The organism is Streptomyces sp. NPDC050121 (genome assembly GCF_044460385.1).
GTDB classification, from domain to species: domain Bacteria; phylum Actinomycetota; class Actinomycetes; order Streptomycetales; family Streptomycetaceae; genus Streptomyces; species Streptomyces soliscabiei.
The window spans coordinates 326,725-347,541 of the sequence record NZ_JBITJV010000004.1 but is presented as its reverse complement, the minus strand read 5'-3'; the positions used below and the strand labels follow the sequence as shown (position 1 = coordinate 347,541).

The window sequence follows — 20,817 nt, the reverse complement described above, 5'->3', positions numbered from 1 at the left end:
CACGGATTGGAGTCGCGCAAGATGAGCCGCATCTCCCCCCACCAGAGCCCCGAACAGGGCGAGTTGAGCCGCCGCGGTCTAATGAAGACCGCCGGTGGCCTGACAGCCGCACTCGCCCTCGGGGGCTCCGCGGCCGCGCTGGCGGGCCCCACCGCCAGTGCAGCCCCGGCCGCCTTCACCCATCCCGGCATGCTGCACAACGCCGGCGACATCAACCGCGCCAAGGTCAAGGTCGCCGCGAAAACCGACCCCTGGCTGTCCGGCTGGAACAAGCTGACCGCCAACTCCCACTCGCACTCCACCTGGACGCCCAACCCGCAGGCCACCATCATCCGCGGCGGCACGGGCGAGAACTACGGCATCCTCTACAACGACATCGCCGCCGCCTACCAGAACGCCCTGCGCTGGGCGGTGGGCGGTACGACCGCCAACGGCGACACCGCCGTCAGGATCCTCAACGCCTGGTCGTCCAAGCTGACCACCCTCACCGGCAACGCCGACCGGTTCCTCGCCGCCGGCATCTACGGCTGGGAGTTCTGCCAGGCCGCCGAACTCATGCGCGGCTACGCGGGGTTCGACCTGGCGAAGTTCCAGCGGATGATGGTCAACGTCTTCTACCCGCTCAACAACCAGTTCCTCACCCAGCACAACGGCGCCTGCATCACCAACTACTGGGCCAACTGGGACCTGTGCAACATGGCCTCGGTCATGGCCATCGGGATCCTCACCGACAACGCGGCCAAGTACGACCAGGCCGTGAACTACTTGAAGACCGGCGCCGGCAACGGCTCCATCGCGCACGCGGTCCCGTACCTGTACACCGACTCCGACGGCTACGCCCTCGGTCAGTGGCAGGAGTCCGGCCGCGACCAGGGCCACACCGTGATGGGCATGGGGCAGCTGGGCGCCCTCTGCGAGATGGCCTGGAACCAGGGCGACGACCTCTACTCGTACGACAGCCGCCGCTTCATGAAGGCCGCCCAGTACGTCGCCAAGTACAACCTGGGCAACGACGTCCCGTACACCACCTACACCTGGGGCGCCGGCACCAACTGCAGCCAGCAGTCGCAGACGGTGATCAGCTCCGGTTCCCGCGGCCAGGTCCGCCCGGTCTGGGCCATGCTCCACTACCACTACAACCGGCGCCTCTACCTCGACGACAAGTGGATCTCCCAGATGTGCTTCTCGGTGGCCCCCGAGGGCGGCGGCGGGGACTACGGGTCCACCAGCGGCGGCTACGACCAGCTCGGTTTCGGCACCCTGATGTACGCCAAATAGCCCTGCCGCGGGCTCGTGCACCGGAATACCGCGCGCCGTTGTGGTGCTCTGGTATTACCGGTGCGCGAGCACGTGAAGGGCTGGTGGGCGCATGACAGCAGACCAGGCGAACCCCGTGGTCAGGATGCCGTACGGGGCCGTACGCGGCAGGTACGAGGACGGCATCGCGGTGTTCAGGGGCATCCCGTACGCCGCCGCGCCGTTCGGTCCCCGGCGCTTTCGGTCCCCCGCGCCGCCGGAGCCCTGGGAGGGCGTGCGCGACGCGGGCGCCTTCGGGCCCACGGCGCCGAAACCGCCGTACTCCGACGCCTTCGCGCAGTACCTGTCCGACCCGGACCTGCCCGGTGACGACTGTCTCAACCTCAATGTGTGGACGCCGGAGCCGGGACCGGGCGCCCGGCTCCCGGTCATGGTGTGGCTGCACGGCGGCGCCCTGACCCGTGGCTCGTCGGCCGTGCCCGTGTACGACGGGCATGCCTTCGCCCGCGACGGCGTCGTCCTCGTCTCGGTCAACTACCGGCTCGGAGTCGAGGGCTACGGACTGTTCCCGGACGCCCCCGCCAACCGCGGACTGCGCGACCAGCTCGCCGCGCTGGCATGGGTCCATCGCTCCATCAGGGCTTTCGGTGGCGACCCCGACCGGGTCACCCTGGCCGGACAGTCCGCCGGAGCGATCAGCGCCGGCGCCCTGGTCGCGGCCCCGCAGGCGCAGGGCCTGTTCCGTCGGGCCGTCCTGCAGAGCGGACCGCCGGAGGCCTTCGAACGGGACAAGGTCCGGCGCATGGTGCGCCGTATGGCCGCCCGGCTGAAGGTCCCCGCCACCGCCGAGGCCTTCGCCGCCGTCGACCGGGACCTGCTGCTGCGTACCCAGGCCGAGGTCGGCAGGCTCAGCAGCACCGTCCTGGGCGGGCCCGCCTTCGGCATCGTCGTCGACGGCGACCTCGTCCCGCGCGACCCCCTGCAGGCCCTCGTCGGCGGGGACGCGGCCGCCGGCGTCGACCTGCTCCTCGGCTGGACCCGCGACGAGTACCGACTGTGGCTGGCCCCGGGCGGTCTGCTGGAGCGCGTCGACCGAATGGGCCCCGTCGCCGTCGCCGGCGCCATGGCCCGCTGTCGCTGCGGCCACGAGGTGCCGCGCGGCTACCGGGCCCTGCACCCCGGGGCCGGGACCGCCGAGATCGTGGGCCAGATGGTCACCGACAACCTGCTGCGCCTGCCCCTGCAACGGCTCGCGGACGCCCGCCCCGGGTCGTCGTACGTGTACGAGTTCGCCTGGCCGTCGCTCAGGCCCGGCCTCGGCGCCTGCCACGCCCTCGAGCTCGGGTTCGTCTTCGACACCGGACATACGTCCGAATCCGCGAAGCTCGCGGGGGACGACGCGCCGCAGGAGCTCGCCGACGCGATGCACGGGGCGTGGACACGGTTCGCGGCGACGGGCGACCCCGGCTGGGAGGCCTGGGACGCGGCGCACCCCGTGCGGATCTTCGGCGAGGTCGACGGCGGACCGTACACAGGCGACGACATGGCGTACACCGCCTACGGTCCGCGCGACCGTGAGCTGGCCCTGTGGACGGTGGACGCGACCGCCGCACCGGGAGGATCCGCCGACGGCACGCCGGCGCCGGGCCCGCTGCTCAGCAGGCCCTTGCGCGGCACGGAGCTCAGGTCTGCGGTGCGCAGACTGCGCCGCGCCGGGGGAGTGCGGGGCCGCTGACGGCCTGACCGCCGCGGGGCCTGAGGCGGTGTCCGCGACGGCCCTTCTACGCGGAGGTCAGCGTGCGGGCGATCGAGGCGACCGCCTCCGGGCCGACCCGGCAGCAGCCGCCGATCAGCCGTGCCCCCGACTCCCGCCAGCCCAGGACCTGCTCGGGCGTGAACGTGGAGCGGCCGTTCCAGGCGCGGGCCTCGGCGTCCCAGGCCTCGCCGCTGTTCGGGTAGACGACGACCGGCTTGCCCGTCACCCGTGCCGCGGTCGCCACGGCGGCGTCGACGTCCTCAGGAGCACAGCAGTTCACACCGACCGCGATCACCTCGTCCACCTCGGCAGCCAGGGCGAACGCCTCCTCCAGCGGCTGCCCGGCGCGGGTACGGTCGTCGGCGATCGAGTACGACAGCCAGGCGGGCACGCCGAGACCGCGCACGGCGCGCAGCAGCGCCTCGGCCTCGTCGGCGTCGGGAACCGTTTCCAGCGCCAGCACGTCCGGCTCCGCGGCGGCCAGCACTTCGAGTCGGGGACGATGGAAACGCTCCAGCTCCGCCACACTCAGCCCGTAGCGGCCCCGGTACTCGGAGCCGTCGGCGAGCATCGCCCCGTACGGGCCGACCGACGCGGCCACCCACAGCGGGTGGGCCACCCCGTTGTTCCGCGCCTGCCGGGCCGCTTCCCGGGCCAGCTCCACGCTCTGCGCGAGCAGCCGGGCGGCCTCCTCGTGGTCGATGCCGCGCTTCGCGAAACCCTCGAACGTGGCCTGGTAACTGGAGGTGATCGCCACGTTCGCGCCCGCCTCGAAGTACGCGAGATGCGCCTGAGTGATCGCCTCGGGCCGCTCGGCGAGCAGCCGCGCCGACCACAGCTCGTCGCTCAGGTCGTGCCCTGCGGACTCCAGCTGATTGGACATACCACCGTCCAGGACGACGGTTCCGGCGGCGAGAGCCGCGGTGAGGGACGTCTGTGCGCGAGGGGAAGGGGCGTCGCTGGTCATGCCACGACGCTAGTCGAAGGGACGGCGGACAGTTCGGTCCGTCCAGTACATGAACAGTTTGCCCACAATGCGGGATGCCCAATGCGGGATGCCGCTCGGCGAGGTCACACGAGGGCTCATCGTCCCTGCGCCGAGTGCCGTCCGCCCCGACGTCGACCGCCGCCCCGCTTGCGCTTGCTCGCCGGGATGAGGAGGGCACCGAGCAGCCCGGCCGCCAGGACATACGGCCACCAGCCGAACGCGCTGCTCTCGGCCGCGCTCGCGCTGCGCGTCCCGGCCGTCCCGGCGCCCGACGACGCCCGTCCGTGCGCGCTCGCCGAGGGGCTCGCGGCCGTGGCAGTGAGGACGACGTCATTGCCGTCGCCGCCCTTGTAACTGATCCGGTAAACGGTGTCGCCGAGTTTCACGTCGGCTCCCTCCCGCAGCCCCTCGAAGGTGCCGGAGGTGGCGGTCCTACCGGTGTTGCTCAGGACAGTGATCTCCCGGCGGGGCGTCGTGCCGGTCGCGGCGGACAGGTCGAGGCCGCCACCCAGCGAGACCTTGCCCGCCACCTTCAAGGGGGTTCCTCCCAGCACCAGTTGGCCCTTGTCGCGCTGCGTGTACGCGCCGGTCACCGTCAGCCCGCTCGTGACCACGCCCTCGTTCGCCACGGCGCCCCTCACGACGCCTGTGCCGCTGAGCGTGCTCGTCACGCGCAGAGCCGAGCCGCCGGTGTCCAGCCGTGCTCCCGCAGCCGTCAGCCGGATCGCCCTGCTGTTGGCGAGGGTCGCCCCGTCCTTGAGCGCGAGGGTGCCCTGCTTGACCGTCGTCGTCCCGGTGTACGTCACGGAGGAGCCCGTGAGCGTTGTCGTCGCCGTACCGGACTGCACGAGCGATCCGCTGCCACCGAGCCGGGACAGGGAGATCGCGGTCTTCGTGTTGCGAACGACGAGCGTGCCGTCGTTCACGATCCGCCGCCGGTCGGTGCCGGTGAGCAGGGAGCCGTCGCCCTGTGGCGATCCCAGTCGCAGGACCGCGCCCTTCTCCACGGTGGTCGAACCGTCGTAGTACTGCGCGGCCGCGAAGGTGACGTCGTTTCCTTTGGTTCCGGCGATGACGATGTCCCCGGCGCCGGGTGCGGCAAGGGTGTCGTGGTACCTGCCGCCGCCGATCGGTGCGCCCAGGGTGACCGGGGCGTTGTAGTCGAACGTCAGCAGGGAGCGCCGTCCGCTCGCCTCGTGCAGATTGATGTAGACGGTGTCCTTCGTGCCCGGCATGAAGATCGTGTGCGTGGTGCCGTCGCCCCACTGCACGTTCGCACCCTCGACGTTTGTGCCGCGCTTGTTCAAGTGGTGTGCTATCGGCCGCCAGTTGATGCCCGGGTCGCTGAGCGAGGGGTTGGCGTCGCCGCCTTGGTCGCTGTAGCTGTACTGCCCCGTGAGGACGACCTTGCTGCCGGGCCGGGTGTGGACGTTGACGTCACTTCCGTACTCCCGCTGGTAGAAGTTCTGCCGCAGCGTGATCGTCTGGTACAGCGGGGTGTCGATGATCCAGGAACCCTGGTTGAGGATCGCCCGGGCATCGGGCAGCGAAACCGGATACTCGGGGCGGCCGACGGCCATCCCGGTGCCGTTGTCGATGACCCCGGAGAAGGGATGCGTGCCCGCGAGGTCGAGGGTGCCCCACATGCCGCGGGGCTGGGTGACCAGGCCCGATCCACTGATGGTGCCGATGTTGAAGGTGCGGGTCAGCGACAGCCGGAGCGTCCCGTCGACGCGGACGTTGAGCTGGTTGAGCCGGTACCCGGGGGTGTCGTAGGGGAAGTGCCCGATCAGACCCGTGCCCCCACCGGTGCCGTACTGGAGGGTCGTTCCGCGCTCCACCGTGATCGCCGGCGGGTCGGGGTTGCTGACGGTCGTGTACGGGTGGTTTCCACCCTGTGTGCGCACCACCTGTCGACGGCGTGCCTCGGGCAGCGTGAAGTCGCTGTCCTTGGTCAGCACGAGCGTGCCGCCACCGCGCACCGTGAGGCTTCCCTGGCCGCGGAAAACGCCGTCGTAGGTGGTCGTCCCCGAGGGCACCGTGACCACCGTGTCGCCGGTGAGCGTCACGTCCCGGTTCGCCAGGACGTCGGCGGTGACGTCACGGGTGCCGGCTGCCACGGCTGGGGGAGCGGCGGCCAGGAGGGCCGCGACGGCCGCGAGGGCGCCGGCGATCGCGCTTGAGGTGTGGAGAGGGCTGTGCACGGATCGGAGACGCGGCGGAGCGAGAGCGATAACAGAAACTTGCTCGCCTCGAAGGGTGGCTCGGGCCGCCAGGCCGGAAAACCGATGTCCTGCCCGGAAACCTCCGGAAAGGGCTTTCCATCAAGTCTCGTCCGACCCGTTGACCTGCTCGTAACGCACCCTTACCTTTTCGGCGTTCGCCATTCCACATGTCGTTCGCAGTTCCGAACGCCCCTCTTTCGAGAGGCCTATGAAGGAGCCCCGATGAGACGTGCCTACGCGACCCTGCTCGCCCTCTGTCTGGCGCTGATCGGAGCCTTCGCCACCGCGGGAACGGCTCAGGCGGCACCGCAGACGATCGCCAACGGCACACAGTTCAACGACACTTCGGGCGCTCCCGTACACGCCCACGGCGGCGGGGTCCTCAAGGTCGGCTCCTACTACTACTGGTTCGGCGAGAACCGCAACGCCGACAACACGTTCCGGTACGTGGACGCCTACCGCTCCACCGACCTGAAGAACTGGGAGTTCCGTAACCACGTCCTGACCCAGTCGAGCGATTCCGAGCTGGCCACCGCCAACATCGAACGCCCGAAGGTCATGTACAACGCGTCCACCGGCAAGTTCGTCATGTGGATGCACAAGGAGAACGGCGCCGACTACAACGAGGCCCGAGCCGCCGTGGCCGTGTCGGACACGGTCGACGGAAACTACACCTGGCAGGGCAGTTTCCGCCCACTGGGCCAGTACATGTCCCGGGACATCACGGTCTTCGTGGACAGCGACGGCGCCGGATACATGGTCTCCGCCGCACGCGACAACTACGACCTGCAGATCTACCGGCTCACCGCCGACTACACCGGTATCGCAAGCCTTGTCGCCGATCCCTGGCACGGCGGCCACCGCGAGGCCCCGGCGCTGTTCAAGCGGGGCGGCGTCTACTTCATGCTCACCTCGGCCGCGACCGGCTGGAGCCCCAACCAGCAGCAGTACGCGACGGCGACCTCCCTCGCCGGGCCCTGGACGGCGATGACGAACGTCGGCGACTCCACGGCGTACGGCTCGCAGACCGCGTACGTCCTTCCCGTCCAGGGCACGTCGGGCACCTCCTACCTCTACCTGGGCGATCGCTGGGGCAACTCCTTCGGCGGGACCGTCAACGACTCCCGTTACGTCTGGCTGCCGCTGACCTTCCCCACATCCACCTCGCTGTCGATGTCCTGGTCCCCCGAAGTCACCGTCGACACGGCCGCGGGAACGGTGACCGGCACGAGCGCCACGTACAACACACTGATCGCCCGGCACAGCGGCAAGTGCGCGGACGTCACGAACCAGTCCCTCTGGGCCGGGGCCCAGATCAAGCAGTACGACTGCAACGGCGGCAACAACCAGAAATACTGGTTCAAGTCCGTCGGAAGCGGTTACTACCAGTTGGTCGTCAGAAACAGTTCCCTGTGCGTGCAGGAGAACGCGAGCACGGTCAGCCAGGAGAACTGCAACGCGACGGCCGCGGGCCAGCAGTGGTCGCTGACGACCTCGGGCAGCTACGTCAACGTCACCTCCCGGGCGAGCGGCAAGTGTCTGGACGTGAGCGGCGCGTCCACCGCCAACTCGGCCGCCGTCATCACCTACACGTGCAACGGAGGCACCAACCAGCAGTGGACGCGGGGAACCTGACGTCAGGTCAGGCAAGCAGGTCGATCGCGTCGATCGAGGTGCCCGCACTGAGGTAGGAGGTCGTCCCCGAACCGCTCACCACGTTGATCTTCAGTACGTTGTACCGGCTGGTGTCCGTGAGCCACGCACTCGCCGGGATGCTGTAGGTGAACGTGTGGTTGTTGCCCCGGTAGGACCCGTTGGTCAGGGACCGGGTGCTCGGCTGGGTGGGCGGGGAGGGGATGGCCGAGGTCCAGGTGTCGTTCACGACGACCTGCGGCCGGCCGTTGGCGTAGGCCGTCGTCACGCCGATGCGCAGGGTGTGCGCGGCGGCGGCCTGGGCCGCGGTCAGTTTGAAGTAGACGAGCAGACCGCTGTTGACGTCCTTCCAGAGATAGCAGGGGAACGCCGAGGTCTCGCTGCCGCTGCCGATCACCACGTTGCCGGTCCAGGCCGCGGCCCGTACGTCCGACGGATGCGCGTACGTCATGAGGTCGGCGTTCTTGAAGCCGCTCGGCGTACCGGTCCAGTCGTTGATCCGCCAGATCGCGCTCGCGTTGCTCGGGTCGTTCGAGGACGGGATCGCGATCGAGTTGAGGGTGGTCGTCCCGCCCGCGGACACCGTCACCTGGGTGCTGTACACGGCGAGCTCGGCCTTGTGAACGGTCAGCGTGTACGTCCCCGGCAGCACACCCGTGATCGAGAAGTAGCCGTCGGAGGAGCGCGCCGAACCCCAGTACTGCGCAGCCGGGTTGGCGAGTCCGACCGTGTACGGGTACGCCGTGTCGCGCCCGGTGATGCCCACCCCGGCGACCCGGCCCCGGCCGCTCGCCCCGACGTAGCCGGCGATGCCGAGCGAGTCGGCCCAGGACGTGGTCAGGGTGCCCGGGAACAGCGACGAGGAGGGGGCGCCGCCGTCCGTGAAGGCGATGACGTAGGGGCCCTGGAGGCCGAAGCGCTGATCCTCCGTCTGGTTCTGGCCGTAGTAGAGGATCTCGTAGAGGCCGCCGCCGTCGGCGCTCTGGTGGCGAAGGAGAGAGCGGTAGAAGGGGCCGCCGGAGGCCTTCTCGTGGTTGCTGCGCACGATCCACAGGCCCCTGCTGCCCGTCGTCCAGCCGATGTAGCTGTAGTCCATGACGCGCAGCTTGGAGTAGTGCTTGGAGCGGGTCTGGCCGTCGGACTTCGCGAAGACGTCGGAGGCCTCGATGGTGCTGGTCGTGTACGTGTAGGAGTCGGGCTCGTCGTTGAGGAACAGGCCGGACTTGACGCGCACGATGTAACGGGTTGCCGAAACGGACGTGTCGGCCTTGTTGGTCCACAGATAGACGTTGTTCTCGCCGCTGCGGGCCGCGTAGTAGTGCCTGAGCGTGCCGTGGGTGACCGAGATCAGGATCGTCGAGCCGGACTGCCGAATCGTCACGGTGGAGCTGCCGAGCCCCGACTCGATGTGCGAGTTCATGCCGCCGTAGCCCTGGTACTCGGTGCCCCGGTAGACCAGGGAGGTCAGGTCGCCGGTCGTCTTGCTGACCTTGAAGACCAGGCTGGCGCCGGTGTCGACGACGTAGTTCGAGCCGTCGTCGGTGTAGCCGAAGGCCGCCGCGGCGGCCGGGAGGGCGAGCGGGCCGGCGAGGGCGGCCGAGCCGGCGGCGGCAGCGGCGCCGAGGACGAAGGTGCGGCGTCGGACCGGCCTGTGGCTCTCGGATCCGGACATGGGGGTGCCTCCTTCGGGAGGTGTGGGGGTGCGGGTGCCTGAGAGAGTGACAGTTGAATCGATTTCGCGAAAGGGCTTTCGCTTGAGTGAGGTTGGCAATCTTGTGAAATCGGTCCAAGGTCTAGAAAGCGCTTGCCAGAGGCGGTACGGTCCTGCCGCCAACCCTGTTGCCGCGCCGGAGGAGCTGCAAGTGAGACGTTTCAACATCGCCGTGCTGGCGGCGCTCACCCTGACCACCGGCCTGACGGCCGCACCCGCCGCCCATGCCCACGGCGGCCGCGCGCCCCTCGGCGTCGACAACTGCACCGCCACCGCGTGTCACTTCGACGTCCCGCCCGGCACCTACGACGTGAAGGTCGTCCTCGGCGGCGACACCGACTCGAGCACCGCCATCACCGGAGAGACGCGGCGCGCCCTGCTCCCCGAAACCGCCGCCCCCGCCGGTGAACGCGTCTCCCGCAGTTTCACGGTCGACGTCCGCACCCCCGAGGGCGAGCCCACCGGCGCCGACGGAACTCCCGGCCTGGACCTGACACTCGGCGGCTCGGCTCCGGTCCTGGCCGACATCAGGGTCACCCCCTCCCGGCATGCGCGGCAGATCTTCCTCATCGGTGACTCCACGGTCTGCGACCAAAGCGCCGCCCCGTACACCGGCTGGGGCCAGCAGCTGCCGCAGTATCTGCGCAAGGGCGTCTCCGTCGCCAACTACGCCGATTCCGGCGAGAGTACGGTCACCTATCTGGGGAACCCGCAGCTGTGGGCCACGGTCCGGCCGCTGATCCGCCCCGGCGACCTGGTCCTGGTCCAGCTTGCCCACAACGACAAGACGACCGACGAGGCGACGTACCGGGCGAACCTCGAGACACTGGTGGCGGGAGTGCGGGAGAAGGGCGGCCGGCCGGTCCTCGTCACCCCCATCGTGCGCCGCTGGTTCAACGCCGACGGCACTCTGAACAATGGAACAGCCCTGCTGGTCAACGGACTTGGCGTCGACCACCCGGCGGTGATCCGCTCGGTGGCGGCCGCGCAGGACGTTCCGCTGATCGACCTCACCGCCAAGACCAAGGCTCTCGTGGAGTCCCTCGGCGTCGAGGGCTCCAAGGCGCTCTACCTCTACAACGAAAAACGCGACAACACGCACACCTCCGTGCACGGAGCCACGGTCTACGCGGGCCTGGTCCGTGACGAACTCGTCGCCCGGCATCTGGTGCCGAGGGGCTCCGTGCGGGTGGGATGAACGCCTGGGGGCGCCCCGACCGGAACCGGGACGCCCCCAGGTCCTGGCAATCCCCCGGACACGACCTGGGTCCCGACCCGGCCGCGAAGGAAAGAATCAGCACATGCGCCTGCCCCCGCCCGACCCCGCCCGCAGCCCCCGAACGGGCTACACCCGCGCCCACTGGGAGGCGGCCGCGGACGCCCTGCTCGCCGCGGTGGAGCCGTACGCCACCGAAGATCGCGCCCTCTACCACTTTCCCGGCAACCGAGAGAGCTGGTCGGGCCGCCTCTCCGACGGCCTGGAGGGCTACGCCCGCACCCTGCTGCTGGCCGCCTTCCGCCGCGACGAGAGCGCGCTGGAGCGTTACGCGACCGGTCTCGAAGCAGGAGTCCTCGGCGTCTGGCCCCGCATCGCGGACCGGAGCCAGCCGCTCGTCGAGGCCGCGTCGATCGCCCTCGCGCTGCGACTGACCCGTCCGCTGCTCTGGGACCGCCTCGACGACGGCGTCCGACAGCGCGCGGCTGCCTGGCTCGGCGATGCGCTGACCGCCGAACCCTGGCCCTGCAACTGGGAACTGTTCCCGGTCACCGTAGGCGGCTTCCTGGAGTCGATCGGCCACGAGCCGGAAGCCTCGCGCAAGGCCGTCGACCGCGGCCTGGAACGCATCGAGCAGTGGTACGTCGGCGACGGCTGGTACACCGACGGCGCAGGCCGCGCCTTCGACTACTACAACGGCTGGGCGATGCACCTCTACCCGGTCCTGCACGCCTGGCTGGCCGACGACCCGGACCTGCTCGCCCTCTACGGCGGGCGGCTCAGGGCCCATCTCGCCGACTACGCCCGCCTGTTCGGCGGCGACGGGGCGCCGATGCACCAGGGCCGCTCCCTCACCTACCGCTTCGCCACCACCGCCCCCCTGTGGCTGGGCGCCCTGACCGGTCACACCCCGCTGGCCCCCGGAGAGACCCGCCGCCTCGCCTCGGGCGCGTTGAAGTACTTTCTGGAACGGGACGCGGTCGACGAGCGCGGCCTGCTGACCCTCGGCTGGCACGGCCCCGACGAGTCGGTCCTGCAGGGCTATTCGGGACCCGCCTCCCCCTACTGGGCGAGCAAGGGTTTTCTCGGTCTGCTGCTTCCACCGGAACACGAGGTGTGGACGGCGCGGGAAGCGGCCGGACCGGTGGAACAAGGAGACGCGGTCACCCCACTTCCCGCCCCCAACTGGCTGGTGCAGTCGACGAGTTCGGACGGCCTGGTGCGCCTGCACAACCATGGCAGCGAGGACGTCCGCTACGACCCCTACTACACGCGGTTCGCGTACTCCACGGTCACCCGGCCGGTTGGCTCGCCACCGGACAACGTCGTCGTGGTCGGCGGTGACGCGCACCGTGAGGGCATCGTCCCGCTCGGCGTCGGAGAGGGCTGGGCGGCCTCCCGGTACGTGCTGGACTCCGGCGCCGAGGTCACCAGTCTGGTGGTGGCCGACGGCGCGGTGGAGGTGCGGGCCCATCTGGTGGCCGGTGCGGCGCCGGGGACGCAGGTGCAGGTCACGGGCTGGGCGCCGGTGGAGGGCGCGGGTGAGCGGGCCGACCTGGTCCCGGTGCACGGGCTGACGGGCACGTCCGCGCCGGCGGGCGTGCTGGGGGACGGCCCCGGGACTCTCTTCGTCGCGCTGGCCCGCCTCACTGCCGAGCCCGCCCCCCTGCCGCTGCGGGAACTGGTGTCCGTGGAGGTGCGGGGGGCGGGCGCCGACCACGCTCATGGGGCGTACGACCTGATCGTCCGCTGGCCGACGGGCTCGGAGAACCGGTTTTCCTTCACGGCTTCAGGCGAGCGATCCGAAGCGTCGTCGTGGTCGGTGAAGCCCCGCTGAGAGCCGTCGCGTAGATAGGCGTGACGGGGGCGTACGCCCAGGTCGGCGTCCCGCCATTCCCGGGTGTTGTTGTAACCGGCGGACAGGTAAGGGAACTTGGCGGCGAGGGTGACGGCGGTGGTGGTGGGGGTGAGGTTCGGGGAGGTGGTCGCCGCCCCGGCGGTGGCCCACCATGCGCCGGCGAGCAGCCCGACAGCCGCGAGAGCACCGATCGCGGGCTTGCGTGCCGCGCGGATACGGCGGTGGCGCGTCGTGTGTCGTGCAGATGTCATGGCTGTGGTCGCCGCGGGGGAGGAAACGGTTGCCGTGCCAGGGAAATCTCCGTTGCCGCGGGCAAACGGTGTCCACAAGAATCCACGCATGACTTCTGCCATCCGCCACGTGACGATCGACAGTTCCGACGCCTACGCCCTCGGGAGTTTCTGGGCCGAGGTTCTCGGCCAGCCCCTCCACGAGGACGACAAGCCGGGTGACCCCGAGGCGCTGATCGAGGGCGCGGGCCTGCTCTTCGTCACCGTCCCGGAGTCCAAGGACAAGAAGAACCGCGTCCACTTCGACCTCCAGCCGCAGGACCGCACCCGTGAGGAGGAGGTCGAGCGGCTGCTGGCCCTCGGCGCCACCCTGGTCGACGACCGCCGTCGGCCCGACGGCACGGGGTGGGCGGTCCTCGTGGACCCGGAAGGAAACGAGTTCTGTGTGGAGCGCAGTGCGGGCGAGCGGGCCGCCGGCTGAGAGGGCGGTCTGCGGACAGGGCAGGGAAACGGGCGGTCCAGCAGGGGAGCGGATCGCCCGGTGGGGCCCCCTTCGACGGCGATGGTTCGGCGAGGACCGAAGGGACGCGCCCCTAGCGTGGGCTGTATGTGTGCACCCAGGGCGACACCGAACCCCTTTGTAGGCCTCCACCATGCCGACACCCCGCTTCTCCTGCCCAACGCCTGGGACCACGCCTCCGCACAGGCCCTGGCGGGTCGGGGGTTCCGGGCGATCGGTACGACGAGTCTCGCGGTGGCGGCGGGGGTGGGGCTGCCGGACGGAGCGTCGGCCACACGCGACGAGACCCTGAGGCTCGCGCGAATACTCGGTTCGCAGTCGTTTCTGCTGTCTGTCGATGCGGAAAGCGGTTTCAGCGAAGATCCCGACGAGGTGGCGGAGTTCGCGTGTCAGCTTGCGGCGGTGGGGGCGGTCGGCATCAACCTGGAGGACGGCCTCGGGTCGGTCGACCGGCATGCCGCGAAGATCGCCGCCGTCAAGGCGGCTGCACCCGACCTCTTCGTCAACGCGCGCACGGACACGTACTGGCTCGGGGAACGGGACGAAACCGAGACGCTCTCCCGCCTCGACGCCTACCAACAGGCGGGCGCCGACGGCGTGTTCGTCCCGGGTCTGACAAGGGTCCGGGAGATCGCCGCGCTGGTGGCACAGCTCGATGTCCCTCTCAACATCCTCTATTCACCGGCAGGTCCTCCGGTTCCCCAGCTCGCCGACCTGGGGGTGAGCCGCATCAGCCTCGGTTCGCTTCTCTACCGACGCGCCCTGGGCGCGGCGCTCGAAGCGGTGGACCAGATCCGTGAGGGACGCAGGCCGAGTGGTCCCGCGCCGACGTACGAGGACATACGCAGACTCGGCGCCGACGCGGTACGCCATGACTGACTCGACGTCAGCCAACGATGGTGTCCTCCCGCGGCCAGTGGGTGAGTGCCAGGTGGAGGGCGTCGATCGCCTTGTTCCACGACCGCTGCACATCCCGGGGTGCACCGAAGGCTCCGCCGGCCTCCAGCACGCAGTACCCGTGAAACGTGCTGCGCAACAGGCGGACCGCGTCGGTGATGTCGGGTTCGTCAAGACCGTAGGCGCGGAGCATCCCGTAGGTGATGTCGGCGGTGCGGCGCAGGACGGGGGATCCGGCGGTCAGCTCCTGGTCGAGTTCGTCGTCGATACGGATCTGGGTGGCGGCGTACCGTCCCGGGTGCCGCAGGGCGTACTCCCGATAGGCCCCCGCGAAAGCGACCAACGCGTCCTTGCCGGCGAGTCCTACGACGGCTGCGGCGATCTGGTCGATCATCTCGCCGCCGACCAGCAGCGCGAGCCTGGTTCTCAGCTCCCGGAGGTTTTTGACGTGCGAGTACAGGCTCGCGTCCTTGACCCCGAAGCGCCGGGCCAGCGCCGAGATACTGACGTTGTCGAAGCCGACCTCGTCGGCCAGCTCGGCGGCGCCTTCGACGAGGCGGTCGGTGGTGAGGCCGACTCGTGGCATGGAGGGGACCGCCTTGTGTGCGCTCGTGCCTGGAGGTACTGGGCAGGATCTTAAGGGTCCCGCGCGCCCGAAACCCGCCTGCCCGGAGCCCGGACGCTTCCACGCGAGGGCCGGTCGGCCCGCCGCAGGCCTGGCGGAGCCTGGGCGGGGTCCTCGGCGGAAGCGTCCTGGCGTGACGAGGCTCAGCTGATCGGCGCGTACAGCACGCCCAGCTTGTCCACCTCGTCGCCCGCGCGGCCCGTGAAGCCGACTATCTGCCAGCCGGACGGGGCCGTGAACGTGGTCGTGTCGGCCGTCGCCGTGCCCGAGGACAGCGTGCGGCCCTTGTCCGTGGTGAACGCCGCGGAGAAGATCCTCGTATGGCCGTCCTTCTGGCCCTGCGTCAGCTTCACCGAGGTGAGGTGCTCGCCCGTCGCCAGCGTCAGCGACGTCGCCGTACCACCCGTGCCTCCGTGAGTGACCGTCGTACCACCGTCGTACGTCAGCGCCACCGCGTCCAAGCGGGCGCTGCCACGCAGGGTCAGCGTCCGCGGGGCCGGGGTGGCCGGCAGGTCGTCCGCGTCGCTGAACGCCGTGCCGTGCGGGCCGCCGAAGAAGTCACTCGCCCGCACGCTCGAGTTGAGGGTGTAGGAGAAGTCGACCGTGTGCGGGAAGTGGTCCGAGAGGTTGCCTCCCGCGGAGTCCAGGAAAGACGCCCATTCGTTCTTGTAACGGGTCGCGTTCAGGGTCAGGAGCCTGCTGCTCCGGTAGAAGACCTTGTCCACGACCTCGCAGTCGTTCGTCGGCGCGGTCGTCGGGCACAGCAGCGGGTCGGCGCCCTGGGTGGGCCGGGTGCCGCCCTTCACCAGCTTCACCCACGCGTCGGTCAGGCCGTTCTCGTCGGCGAGGGTGCGGATGTTGTCTCCGGCTCGGGTGTAGCGCGTGTTGGTGTCGCCCATCACGAGCACCGCGTTGCCGGACGAGTTCGCCTGGATGAAGTCCGACAGTTGCTTGATGTTGGCGCGTCGGGCGGCCAGCGCGTCGTCGGAGTCGTCGGCGTTGGTGTGGACGTTGTACAGGTCCACGAAGACGCCCTCGGCCAGGCGGACCCGGGACAGCGTGAAGCCCTTCGGCGTAAGGCAGTTGGTCCCGGTGCAGTTGTTCCACCGCACCCGCTCGAAGTCCTCGAAGGCGTAGTCCGAGAGGGTGTTGAGGCCGTCGCCTATGGCCGCGCCGCCACTTGTCGCGGTGCGGTACGGGTGGTTGTCGCCCGCGTAGAGGGCGGCGTGGTAGTTGAAGTCCTCCTGCACGTTGACGATGTCGTACGCCGCCAACTTCGGTGAGATCAGCGGGGTGTTGGTGGCCGGGTGGCCGGAGCTGAGTCCCTCGGGCAGGCCCGCGACGTTGTACGTCAGGACGTTGAAGCTGCCGGACGCGGCGGCGGGCGCGGCCTGGGCGGGCAGGGCGGCGGTCGCGGTGAGGCCGGTGATGGCCAGGACGCCGGCTGCCAGGGTGCCGATGAGTCGTCTCATGTGGGGGTGTCTCCGGTCGGGGAGGTGACGGCGAGAAAGATGAACAGAGCTCAGATTGAGGCCGACCGGTGTGACGCACAAGGTCTGTTGAGGAAACAGTGAGTGCAGGGGGGAAAACGCTTACCGCCGCGTGTTCTGCTTGTGCTGTTTGCGTTGCTTGCGGCACTCCAGTGCGCAGCGGCGTTCACGTCGTGATGTCGAGGACCGATATCACCGAGCCGGTGATCGTGACCTCAGCCCTGGTAGGGGCGGCTCGCGCGGGCGCTGCGCAACGTCCGGCCCCACCAGGTGAGTTGGCCGAGCATGCCCTTGGCGGCGCCCTCGCAGACGGCCGCGTCGCGCGGTGTGCCGTCCTCCCCGAGCCCTGACCAGGGGCCGTGCAGGCTCACGGCGTCCCGCACGGTCATGGCGTGCAACTCGGCGAATACCAGCCTCAGTTGCTCCACTGCTCGGATGCCGCCGGCGAGACCGCCGTAGGAGACGAATCCGACCGGCTTGGCCTGCCACTGCGAGTGGTGCCAGTCGATGAAGTTCTTCAGTGCGGCAGGGAAGCTGTGGTTGTACTCGGGGGTGACGACGACGAAGGCGTCCGCGGCGGCCAGCCGTGGTGAGACCTCCGCCAGTACGGCCGCGGTCTCGGGGCTCTGTGAGCCGCCCCAGCCGGGCATGACCAGGGGCAGCTCGATGTCGGCGAGGTCGATGACGTCCAGGTCCAGGCCGTCGTGTCCGGTGACGGTGTCGAGGAACCAGTCCGCTACGGCGCGGCCCTGGCGACCCTCGCGGACGCTGCCGACGACGACGGCCACGCGCAGCGGGGCGTCGTTCTCGACAGCGGTTGTGACGGCTGTTTCGGCGGTGGGCGGGTTGCCGGCAGGCATGGGTGTCTCCCTGTTTCTTCCTCACGGCCCTTACGGGGCGGTGCGGCCGCGCGGTGCGGCCTCACCTTCGGTAAGCTACAACGAGCGTTGTAAAAAGTACAACGGTCGTTGTAATTGGCGAGGAGTCGAGGGTGGGCACAACCAACGAGAGCTGGGTTGACGAGGCGCGGCGCTCGCTCTCGCCCCGCAAACTGGAGAAGCAGATGGCGATCGCAAGCGCGGCCTGCACCGTCTTCGGTCGAGAGGGGTACGCGCGCGCCTCCGTGGATGCCCTCGCGGCCGAGGCCGGCGTCTCGACGCGCACGCTCTACAACCACTTCCCCGGGGGCAAGGCGCAGCTCTTCGGTGCGGTCGTCACCTGGACGTCAGGCGAGGTCAAGGACGCCCAACTGGCCTGCCTGCGCAGCGTGTTGGACCCTGAGCGGCCACCTCGGCCACAGGATCTGGAGCGTGACCTCGTCGCCCTCGCCCGGGGCTTCGTCGGCCTCATGGCGGAGTACCCGAACCACTTCGCCCTCGTCCGCCACATCCACGCCGAGGCCGACCACGTCCCACGCGAGGTGCTCGACGCCTGGCGGGACGCGGGGCCGGGCCCCGTCGGCCGCGCCCTGGCCGAGGCGATGGAGAGCCTCGCCGCCGCCGGTCTGCTCGACGTGCACGGCGACGCGACCGTCGCGGCGACGCACTTCACGGCACTGGTCTCCCACGCGATCACGCAGCGCTCCCACTACGGGGTGCTGCCACTACCGAAGGAGGAGACCGAGCGTTTGATGAGTGGCGGTGTCGCGGCGTTTCTGCGGGCGTACCGTGCCGCGTGATCCAAGCGGTACGGACGAGGGGCGGGATCGTCAGTGGCCCGCGGACCTTCTTGCCGCGGGCGTCATCCGTTCACCCCCGTGTAGTGGCCGAGGCTCCACCGCCACAGCAGCCGTGAGCCGATGTACGCCAGCAGGCCCACCAGCGGGGAGGCCGCCGCCAGCCAGTAGGGGACGCCGGTGTCGTGGCCGTGGCCGGTCAGGACGGCGGCCGGGAAGTACGCGACGAAGGCGAGGGGAAGGCCGTACGTCAGCAAGCCGCCCACTGCCTTGGGCAGCACGTTGAGCGGGTAGCTGCCGAACGTGCCGAGCAGTTCCTCGAGCCAGCCGCCCCAGTAGTCGGCGGCCGGGAAGCGCAGGGCGGCGGAGGCCACCGCCGTGAACAAGGCGGCCTCCAGGAGCATGCCGCCGAGCACGGCCACGATCAGGTACGAGATCCGGCCCGCCGTCCAGTCGAGGTGACTGCGGCTGAGCGCGCCCACCATCAGGGCCACCGCAACGGTCAGATCACCGATGGCATTCGTGGGAAACACGCGCAACTGCACCTGGAGATGTACCGGCATGGGCCGCACCAGGCAGACGTCGATCCTGCCTTCCTGGATGAAGTGACCGATTCCGTGCATCCGTCCCAGGAAGAGGACGAACAGACCGTGGGCGAGCATCCGGGTCGCCGGGATGAGCAGCACGTCCGAGCTGTCCCAGCCGCCCATCCCGCTGAACCGGGTCAGCAACACGGTTGCGAAAACGATCACCGAGACCTGCCAGACGGCGCCGATCGCGACCATCATCAGAAACTCGGAACGGTACTCCAGCTGGGCGCGGAAGTTGAGACGCGTGATCCGCCACGCGAGACGTATGGTTTTCAAGCGCGTCAACCCCCTTGCGAGATGACCTGCCGGGCGGCGAGTCGCCACACCAACCGGGTGAACAGGGCCAGCGCCACCACCCACGCGGCCTGCACCAACAGGGCGGGCCAGGCGTCCGACAGCGGGATGCGGCCCACGTAGAGCGACAACGGCACGCTCAGCGTGGCCTGGAACGGCAGGAAACCGCTCAGCGTGACGAACCAGTCGGGGAAGAACCACAACGGCGCATACACCCCGGACAACAGGTTCTGCGCGAAGATCAGGATGAGCATCGCGGCGCTGTTGCGCAGGGTGAAGAAACACAACTGGTCGATGACCAGCATGACGTAGTAGAGGATCCACTGGCCGAGCAGCAGACTCAGCGCGAACACCCCCGCCACGGCGGCCGACCCGGGCGGTTCCACCACTGCGGCCGCGAGACAGACCGCATACCCGGTCAACGCCCAGGCCAGACCGTACAGTTGCTCGCCGAGGGCACGCAGGGCGTAGTAGCGCTGGGGCGACAGCGGGCGCAGGTACCAGTACACGATGGTGCCGAAGTGCATGTGCTGGATCACGCTGTCCCGGCCCGCGTACTGGTCCAACTCCCGCAGCCGGGAGGCGAGTACGGCCAGTACGGCGTAGGTGACGGCCTGGTCACGGGTCATTCCGGCGGTGGTGCCGGTGTGGGCGTACAGGCCGTGCCACAGGGATGCCACCAGCACCACCTGGACGGCCAGACGGAGCAGGACGGCGGTCATCCGGGGCGGGGTGTGCAGCTCGCCGAGCGGGGTGACCCGCGCGGCACGCCAGGCATGCAGGACCGCCATCACATGTCCCCGGCCTGCACGTACGCGGCCCGCATCACGTCCTCCAACTCGGCCTCGTCCAGGGCGACGTCCGTCACCTCGTACCGCTCGATGACCGACTTCAGCGCCTGGTGCACGGTGGGCGCACCGGACCCGTCCGGGCCGAAGACCACCCGTGAGCCCTCGTGCCGCACAACCGTGATCCCCGGCAGTGCCACGACCTCGGCGTGCGGGTCGGCAAGGGTGGCCCGCACCTGCCAGGTGGAGCCGAACGTGCGGCGGATCTCGTCCAGGGTGCCGTCCAGGACCAGCCGTCCGTGGTTGATCAGCACCACGCGCTCGGCGAGCCGTTCCACCTCCGTCATGTCGTGCGTGGTCAACAGGACGGTGCGGCCGCGCTGTTCGACCTGATGCCGAAGAAACTCGCGGACCTGCTCCTTCACCACCACGTCCATCCCGATCGTCGGCTCGTCGAGGAAGACGACCGGCGGGTCGTGCAGCAGCGCCGCGGCGAGATCGCAGCGCACGCGCTGGCCGAGGGAGAGGTGGCGCACCCGGGTGTCCCAGAAGGAGGAGAGCTCCAGAAGGTCGTCGAACTCCTTGAGTCGCGCGGCGTGTTCGGCCTTCGGCACCTCGTAGATGTCGCGCAGGATCGCGAACGACTCGCGCACCGGCAGGTCCCACCACAACTGGGTGCGCTGCCCGAACACGGCTCCGATGTTGCGGGCGTTGCGTTCCCGCTCCCGGTACGGCGCCACGCCCGCGACGCGTGCCTCGCCGGAGGTGGGGGTGAGGATGCCGGTGAGCATCTTGATGGTGGTGGACTTTCCGGCGCCGTTCGGGCCGAGCAGGGCGAGGAGCTCGCCCGCGGCCACGTCGAAGGTGATGTCACAGACGGCGTGCTTGGCGACCCGCTCCGGGTTGACCAGGGAACGCAGGCCTCCCACGAGGCCTGGCCGGCGGACGGTGGTGTGGAAGGTGCGGGACAGGCCGCGCACCTCGATGCTGCCGATCACTCGTTCAACCTCCAATGAAGCGCGGCCGGCCGACTGGGAGCCGGCC

Annotated in this window: 18 protein-coding genes; 8 read left to right on the top strand and 10 right to left on the bottom strand. The window is 69.8% G+C overall.

The window, feature by feature from the left end; all coding sequences use genetic code 11:
* Positions 1 to 21: 21 nt before the first annotated feature.
* Entirely contained in the window at positions 22 to 1,278 is a 1,257-nt protein-coding gene (locus ACIBTS_RS08675) for an alginate lyase family protein (RefSeq protein WP_399317652.1), read from the top strand.
* A gap of 91 nt (positions 1,279 to 1,369) precedes the next feature.
* Positions 1,370 to 2,992 (top strand): carboxylesterase/lipase family protein, encoded by a 1,623-nt coding sequence (locus ACIBTS_RS08670; RefSeq protein ID WP_399317650.1) that lies wholly within the window; start codon positions 1,370 to 1,372, stop codon positions 2,990 to 2,992.
* A gap of 46 nt (positions 2,993 to 3,038) precedes the next feature.
* Here ACIBTS_RS08670 and mmuM read toward each other — a convergent pair whose 3' ends face one another.
* Positions 3,039 to 3,980, bottom strand: a complete 942-nt coding sequence (gene mmuM, locus ACIBTS_RS08665; protein ID WP_399317648.1) for a homocysteine S-methyltransferase — start codon at positions 3,978 to 3,980, stop codon at positions 3,039 to 3,041.
* Between the two features lie 116 nt (positions 3,981 to 4,096).
* A complete protein-coding gene (locus tag ACIBTS_RS08660; RefSeq protein WP_399317646.1) occupies positions 4,097 to 6,205 on the bottom strand; it encodes an autotransporter in 2,109 nt (702 codons plus the stop codon).
* Between the two features lie 243 nt (positions 6,206 to 6,448).
* Between ACIBTS_RS08660 and ACIBTS_RS08655 the strand changes: the two genes are divergently transcribed.
* Entirely contained in the window at positions 6,449 to 7,861 is a 1,413-nt protein-coding gene (locus ACIBTS_RS08655; protein WP_399317644.1) for an RICIN domain-containing protein, read from the top strand.
* A gap of 7 nt (positions 7,862 to 7,868) precedes the next feature.
* Here the strand turns inward: ACIBTS_RS08655 and ACIBTS_RS08650 are convergent, their stop codons facing one another.
* Positions 7,869 to 9,551, bottom strand: a complete 1,683-nt coding sequence (locus tag ACIBTS_RS08650) for a rhamnogalacturonan lyase B N-terminal domain-containing protein (RefSeq protein ID WP_399317642.1) — start codon at positions 9,549 to 9,551, stop codon at positions 7,869 to 7,871.
* Between the two features lie 190 nt (positions 9,552 to 9,741).
* Here ACIBTS_RS08650 and ACIBTS_RS08645 point away from each other — a divergent pair, with 190 nt between their 5' ends.
* A complete protein-coding gene (locus ACIBTS_RS08645) occupies positions 9,742 to 10,788 on the top strand; it encodes a rhamnogalacturonan acetylesterase (protein WP_399317641.1) in 1,047 nt (348 codons plus the stop codon).
* A gap of 103 nt (positions 10,789 to 10,891) precedes the next feature.
* On the top strand, positions 10,892 to 12,643 hold the full coding sequence (locus tag ACIBTS_RS08640) for a DUF2264 domain-containing protein (protein WP_399317639.1): 1,752 nt from the start codon (positions 10,892 to 10,894) through the stop codon (positions 12,641 to 12,643).
* Here the strand turns inward: ACIBTS_RS08640 and ACIBTS_RS08635 are convergent.
* Positions 12,529 to 12,915, bottom strand: a complete 387-nt coding sequence (locus tag ACIBTS_RS08635) for a hypothetical protein (RefSeq protein WP_399317637.1) — start codon at positions 12,913 to 12,915, stop codon at positions 12,529 to 12,531. The two genes, ACIBTS_RS08640 and ACIBTS_RS08635, sit on opposite strands and share 115 nt — an antisense overlap.
* An 88-nt stretch (positions 12,916 to 13,003) precedes the next feature.
* On the opposite strand from ACIBTS_RS08635, the gene ACIBTS_RS08630 reads away from it, so the two are divergent.
* Together ACIBTS_RS08630 and ACIBTS_RS08625 are read left to right on the top strand one after the other, a co-directional pair.
* Entirely contained in the window at positions 13,004 to 13,375 is a 372-nt protein-coding gene (locus ACIBTS_RS08630) for a VOC family protein (RefSeq protein WP_319673400.1), read from the top strand.
* A gap of 126 nt (positions 13,376 to 13,501) precedes the next feature.
* Positions 13,502 to 14,293: an isocitrate lyase/phosphoenolpyruvate mutase family protein gene (locus tag ACIBTS_RS08625; RefSeq protein WP_399317635.1), complete on the top strand. Its 792-nt coding sequence runs from the start codon at positions 13,502 to 13,504 to the stop codon at positions 14,291 to 14,293.
* A gap of 7 nt (positions 14,294 to 14,300) precedes the next feature.
* Here the strand turns inward: ACIBTS_RS08625 and ACIBTS_RS08620 are convergent, their stop codons facing one another.
* The 3 genes from ACIBTS_RS08620 to ACIBTS_RS08610 form a co-directional block, all read right to left on the bottom strand.
* Complete coding sequence (locus ACIBTS_RS08620; protein ID WP_399317634.1) at positions 14,301 to 14,897, bottom strand: TetR/AcrR family transcriptional regulator; 597 nt, start codon at positions 14,895 to 14,897, stop codon at positions 14,301 to 14,303.
* 182 nt (positions 14,898 to 15,079) lie between these two features.
* Positions 15,080 to 16,408 (bottom strand): jacalin-like lectin, encoded by a 1,329-nt coding sequence (locus ACIBTS_RS08615; RefSeq protein ID WP_399317632.1) that lies wholly within the window; start codon positions 16,406 to 16,408, stop codon positions 15,080 to 15,082.
* Between the two features lie 233 nt (positions 16,409 to 16,641).
* On the bottom strand, positions 16,642 to 17,286 hold the full coding sequence (locus ACIBTS_RS08610) for an NADPH-dependent FMN reductase (RefSeq protein ID WP_399317631.1): 645 nt from the start codon (positions 17,284 to 17,286) through the stop codon (positions 16,642 to 16,644).
* A 131-nt stretch (positions 17,287 to 17,417) separates the two neighbouring features.
* Between ACIBTS_RS08610 and ACIBTS_RS08605 the strand changes: the two genes are divergently transcribed.
* On the top strand, positions 17,418 to 18,104 hold the full coding sequence (locus tag ACIBTS_RS08605; RefSeq protein WP_399317628.1) for a TetR/AcrR family transcriptional regulator: 687 nt from the start codon (positions 17,418 to 17,420) through the stop codon (positions 18,102 to 18,104).
* A gap of 62 nt (positions 18,105 to 18,166) precedes the next feature.
* Here the strand turns inward: ACIBTS_RS08605 and ACIBTS_RS08600 are convergent, their stop codons facing one another.
* Genes ACIBTS_RS08600 through ACIBTS_RS08590 form a run of 3 tightly spaced genes read right to left on the bottom strand, consistent with a single transcriptional unit; the run spans position 18,167 to position 20,771 of the window.
* A complete protein-coding gene (locus ACIBTS_RS08600; RefSeq protein WP_399317626.1) occupies positions 18,167 to 18,967 on the bottom strand; it encodes an ABC transporter permease in 801 nt (266 codons plus the stop codon).
* 5 nt (positions 18,968 to 18,972) lie between these two features.
* Positions 18,973 to 19,776, bottom strand: a complete 804-nt coding sequence (locus ACIBTS_RS08595; protein ID WP_399317624.1) for an ABC transporter permease — start codon at positions 19,774 to 19,776, stop codon at positions 18,973 to 18,975.
* A complete protein-coding gene (locus ACIBTS_RS08590) occupies positions 19,776 to 20,771 on the bottom strand; it encodes an ATP-binding cassette domain-containing protein (protein ID WP_079658809.1) in 996 nt (331 codons plus the stop codon). Before ACIBTS_RS08590 ends, ACIBTS_RS08595 begins: the two co-directional genes overlap by 1 nt.
* Positions 20,772 to 20,817: the final 46 nt, after the last annotated feature.

Coding starts and splice junctions, on each gene's coding strand:
- ACIBTS_RS08675 (WP_399317652.1), top strand. CDS start 22: ATGAGCCGCATCTCCCCCCACCAGAGCCCCGAACAGGGCGAGTTGAGC.
- ACIBTS_RS08670 (WP_399317650.1), top strand. CDS start 1,370: ATGACAGCAGACCAGGCGAACCCCGTGGTCAGGATGCCGTACGGGGCC.
- mmuM (WP_399317648.1), bottom strand. CDS start 3,980: ATGACCAGCGACGCCCCTTCCCCTCGCGCACAGACGTCCCTCACCGCG.
- ACIBTS_RS08655 (WP_399317644.1), top strand. CDS start 6,449: ATGAGACGTGCCTACGCGACCCTGCTCGCCCTCTGTCTGGCGCTGATC.
- ACIBTS_RS08650 (WP_399317642.1), bottom strand. CDS start 9,551: ATGTCCGGATCCGAGAGCCACAGGCCGGTCCGACGCCGCACCTTCGTC.
- ACIBTS_RS08640 (WP_399317639.1), top strand. CDS start 10,892: ATGCGCCTGCCCCCGCCCGACCCCGCCCGCAGCCCCCGAACGGGCTAC.
- ACIBTS_RS08635 (WP_399317637.1), bottom strand. CDS start 12,915: ATGACATCTGCACGACACACGACGCGCCACCGCCGTATCCGCGCGGCA.
- ACIBTS_RS08630 (WP_319673400.1), top strand. CDS start 13,004: ATGACTTCTGCCATCCGCCACGTGACGATCGACAGTTCCGACGCCTAC.
- ACIBTS_RS08625 (WP_399317635.1), top strand. CDS start 13,502: ATGTGTGCACCCAGGGCGACACCGAACCCCTTTGTAGGCCTCCACCAT.
- ACIBTS_RS08620 (WP_399317634.1), bottom strand. CDS start 14,897: ATGCCACGAGTCGGCCTCACCACCGACCGCCTCGTCGAAGGCGCCGCC.
- ACIBTS_RS08615 (WP_399317632.1), bottom strand. CDS start 16,408: ATGAGACGACTCATCGGCACCCTGGCAGCCGGCGTCCTGGCCATCACC.
- ACIBTS_RS08610 (WP_399317631.1), bottom strand. CDS start 17,286: ATGCCTGCCGGCAACCCGCCCACCGCCGAAACAGCCGTCACAACCGCT.
- ACIBTS_RS08595 (WP_399317624.1), bottom strand. CDS start 19,776: ATGGCGGTCCTGCATGCCTGGCGTGCCGCGCGGGTCACCCCGCTCGGC.